5 protein-coding genes and 1 tRNA gene are annotated in these 3,418 nt (G+C 60.4%); 5 read left to right on the top strand and 1 reads right to left on the bottom strand.

Going from position 1 to position 3,418, the window contains the following annotated elements:
- Position 1 precedes the first annotated feature (1 nt).
- The 4 genes from ACOVQ0_RS13290 (at position 2) to ACOVQ0_RS13275 (ending at position 2,667) form a co-directional block, all read left to right on the top strand.
- Positions 2 to 81: transfer RNA gene (locus ACOVQ0_RS13290), tRNA-Tyr, on the top strand.
- A 94-nt stretch (positions 82 to 175) separates the two neighbouring features.
- Positions 176 to 1,027, top strand: coding sequence for an alpha/beta fold hydrolase (locus ACOVQ0_RS13285; protein ID WP_421885200.1), 852 nt, complete (start codon positions 176 to 178; stop codon positions 1,025 to 1,027).
- 51 nt (positions 1,028 to 1,078) lie between these two features.
- Positions 1,079 to 1,828: a phosphatidylserine decarboxylase gene (locus tag ACOVQ0_RS13280; RefSeq protein WP_421885198.1), complete on the top strand. Its 750-nt coding sequence runs from the start codon at positions 1,079 to 1,081 to the stop codon at positions 1,826 to 1,828.
- Positions 1,825 to 2,667: a CDP-alcohol phosphatidyltransferase family protein gene (locus ACOVQ0_RS13275; protein ID WP_421885197.1), complete on the top strand. Its 843-nt coding sequence runs from the start codon at positions 1,825 to 1,827 to the stop codon at positions 2,665 to 2,667. Before ACOVQ0_RS13280 ends, ACOVQ0_RS13275 begins: the two co-directional genes overlap by 4 nt.
- Here ACOVQ0_RS13275 and ACOVQ0_RS13270 read toward each other — a convergent pair.
- Positions 2,615 to 2,893: a hypothetical protein gene (locus ACOVQ0_RS13270; protein ID WP_421885195.1), complete on the bottom strand. Its 279-nt coding sequence runs from the start codon at positions 2,891 to 2,893 to the stop codon at positions 2,615 to 2,617. The two genes, ACOVQ0_RS13275 and ACOVQ0_RS13270, sit on opposite strands and share 53 nt — an antisense overlap.
- Positions 2,894 to 3,294: 401 nt before the next feature.
- Here ACOVQ0_RS13270 and ACOVQ0_RS13265 point away from each other — a divergent pair.
- On the top strand, positions 3,295 to 3,418 hold a 124-nt coding region (locus tag ACOVQ0_RS13265), incomplete at its 3' end, for a 30S ribosomal protein S2 (RefSeq protein WP_421885202.1).

Genomic DNA, 3,418 nt, shown 5'->3' with positions numbered 1-3,418 from the left:
GGTGGCCGAGTGGTTAATGGCAGCAGACTGTAAATCTGCCCGCGAGAGCGTACGCTGGTTCGAATCCAGCCCTGTCCACCACCAACTCCTTATTCAAAGTCTTATCAACACCCCGCTTTAAATGAGCGATTAAACTTGCTTGCAAGCGCCCGCCTGTTGCGCAACGCTGCGCAGCATGAGGACGATCCGCATTCCGGTCGATAACGGCCTTCACATCGTGGCCGACGAACTGGGCGAGCGTGGCGCGCCAACGGTCATTCTTGGGCATGGTGGTGGCCAGACACGACATAGCTGGGATCGCGCCGGTATAGACCTCGCCGCGGCGGGCTATCATGTTATCAACTACGATCTGCTTGGCCACGGCGAGAGCGATTGGGAGCCGGATGGCGACTATTCGTTTGCACGCCGCGCCGCCGATCTCGCGCGGGTGTGGGAATATGGCAGTAATCGTTGCGCATTTGTCGGGGCCTCATTGGGCGGACTTTCGGCAATGGCAGCAGCGTGCCACGGTGTGTGGCCCGATGCACTGGTGCTGGTTGATGTGGTTGCGCGTCTTTCGGAAGAGGGCGTCGAGCGGATCGTCGGTTTCATGACTGCCAATCCCGATGGGTTCGGCACTCTGGAAGATGCGGCGGATGCGATATCGGCCTACTATCCCGATAGGCCCCGTCCCGCCCGTCTCGACGGGTTGCGCAAGAACTTGCGACAAGGCGAGGATGGGCGGTTTCACTGGCACTGGGACCCGAAGTTTCTCACGGGTGGACGCGAACATGGCTCAATCATCGACCTGCTCGACAATGCCGACTGGACTGCTCGTGTGCCGACACTTCTGGTGCGGGGGATGAAGTCCGATATTGTGACCGACGCGGGCGTGGCCGATCTTGCCGAGCGCTTGGGCCAGCTGGAGGTCGTCGATATCGGTGGTGCCGGGCACATGGTCGCCGGGGATCGCAATGATCAGTTCAACGCCGCAGTTATCGCCTTTCTCGCACGGGTAATGCCGCCCGCCGGGGTCATGACTGGGTAGAACCGGGCAAGATTGCTTGTCCCGGCGGCACCCAGCCCCTAGATGGTATCAATGTCTGGAGAAATTCTCGATAACCGTGGTCGCGGCACCGCCGGGTGGTCTTGGCCATCCATTCACCCCGAGGGCCGCAAGTTCGGCCTGATCTCTGCTGCTATCTGCGCAGGCGCGGCATTCATGGCGTGGGAGACCATTGCCTGGCCTCTGGCGTTCCTTACGCTTGGCATTCTCGCCTTTTTCCGCGATCCGGTGCGCGTTACGCCGCGTGACGACAGGTTCGTTATTGCTCCGGCTGATGGTTTGATCACGCTGATCCAGAAGGTTCCGCCTCCGCGTGAACTCTGTGCCGATGATGGCAGCGGTGTGCGCGGGATGAGCGCTGAGCCGGTCACGCGCGTATCGATCTTCATGTCCGTGTTCGACGTTCATATCAATCGGTCGCCCGTCGCCGGGACGATTCGGCGTGTGGTTTACATTCCCGGCAAGTTTCTCAACGCCGATCTCGACAAGGCGAGCGAAGAGAACGAGCGCCAGCATTTTCTGGTCGAGCGTGGCGATGGCGTGCAGATTGGTTTTACCCAGATCGCAGGGTTGGTGGCGCGTCGCATCGTACCTTTCGTGAAAGGCGGCGATATCGTGGCCGTGGGGCAGCGCGTTGGTTTGATTCGTTTTGGCAGCCGCGTGGATGTCTATCTTCCTGCTGGCACCGAGCCCAAAGTGTTGATGGGGCAGAAGACCGTGGCCGGTGAGACGATCCTTGCCGAAATCGGCGAGGCTCCGATGCTTGAGGGCATCGGCCAGTGAGCAACGGGGATGAGGTTGCGCAGCAGCGCCGTGGGCGTTTGCCGGGTGGCCTCACCCTGCGGGCGATGGCCCCCAATGCTATCACCACTGCAGCGCTGTGTTCAGGGCTGACCGGCATCCGTTTTGCCGTAACCGCCGCTTCGGGTACCGATCCGGTGCTTGTGGCGGAAGATTGGCGCAAGGCAGTGGCCGCGGTCATCATCGCCGGGATGCTCGATGGCATCGATGGACGGATCGCGCGCCTGCTGAATGCACAATCCCGTTTCGGCGCCGAGCTTGACAGTCTGGCCGATAACGTTTCGTTTGGCGTTGCGCCAGCGTTGATCATTTTTCTGTGGTCGCTGCAGGAAGCGCCGCGCATCGGCTGGTTTGCGGCGCTGGCCGTAGCGATTGCCTGCGCCTTGCGGCTTGCCCGGTTTAATGCGCGTATTGATATTGAAGAGCAGCCCCATAAATCCGCGGGTTTTCTGACCGGTGTCCCTGCGCCTGTCGGGGCAGGGCTGGCATTCCTTCCGCTTTACCTGTGGATCGCCACGGGCAATCCGCTGTTCCGCGAACCTTTGCTGGTCGGGCCGTGGCTGGTTGTGATTGCCTTCCTTATGATCTCCAATCTGGCAACCTTGAGTTGGACGTCTTTGCGTCCTCGCCGAAGCGTGCGTCTTGAACTGATGGCGCTGGTCGGGCTGGTGATTGCTGCCCTGCTGACTGAGCCCTGGCTCACGTTATCGGGAATCTGCGTCGTTTATCTGCTGCTGATTCCAGTGGGAATCTGGCGCTATGCCAAAGTCAGGCGGCAGCGCGGAGCGATGCTGCGGGGCGAGACGACTCCACAGACTTGATCATGCGGCGAACCGTGCGGCGCAATTGCGGTGCAGCGAAAGCGCGGGGAGCCTGCGCTTCGTGACTGGTGATGCGCACCAAGTAGTCGCGATCACGCTGCAGCGAACGATACTCCGCAAACAGTGTGGCGATCTGGCTTTTGCGTCCTTGCATCGTCACGAAAATCGTGAACATCGCGAAAGCCGCAGCAGCGGCGAAGACGAGCGTGCAAACCAGAGCGAGCATTGCGCGTATCCTTTGACTTCCGGCTCCCCTCAGCCTGTTTCCGACACTTGCCGGAAAGACCTGTGGAAAACCTGTGAATTGCGATATCGTTCCTGTCAGTCCGAAGAGTGATTCGGATATGGAGCTAATGTTCTCTTTTTGTTCCGATGCGTCAAGCGGAAAACGCGGGCGTCGCTGTGGTTGGCATTTGTGGAACGTCCAATTTGCTGACAATTCCGGCAAATCGGTGCTGGATTTTGTTCCTGCGCTGATCTAAGGGCGCCGCGCCGAAGGGCTTTGCGGGCAAGGTGTCCGTGAACGAGCGCGGCAATCCACACGGGATGCACTTTCACCGGTGCCGTCAGCGGGATCTCCGCCGCGGTTCCAGCATCCCGGAGGCATAACCGGAAAGGAATTCCCCTATGGCGGCACCTGTCGTCACGATGCACCAGCTTATCGAAGCCGGCGCCCACTTCGGCCACCAGACCCATCGCTGGAACCCGCGGATGAAGCCGTACATCTTCGGCGCCCGCAACGGCATCCACA

The sequence above is a fragment of the Novosphingobium sp. genome, from assembly GCF_049240505.1.
Lineage (GTDB): Bacteria > Pseudomonadota > Alphaproteobacteria > Sphingomonadales > Sphingomonadaceae > Novosphingobium.
The sequence above is the reverse complement of the archived record's forward strand: the minus strand, read 5'-3'. Positions and strand labels throughout refer to the sequence as shown.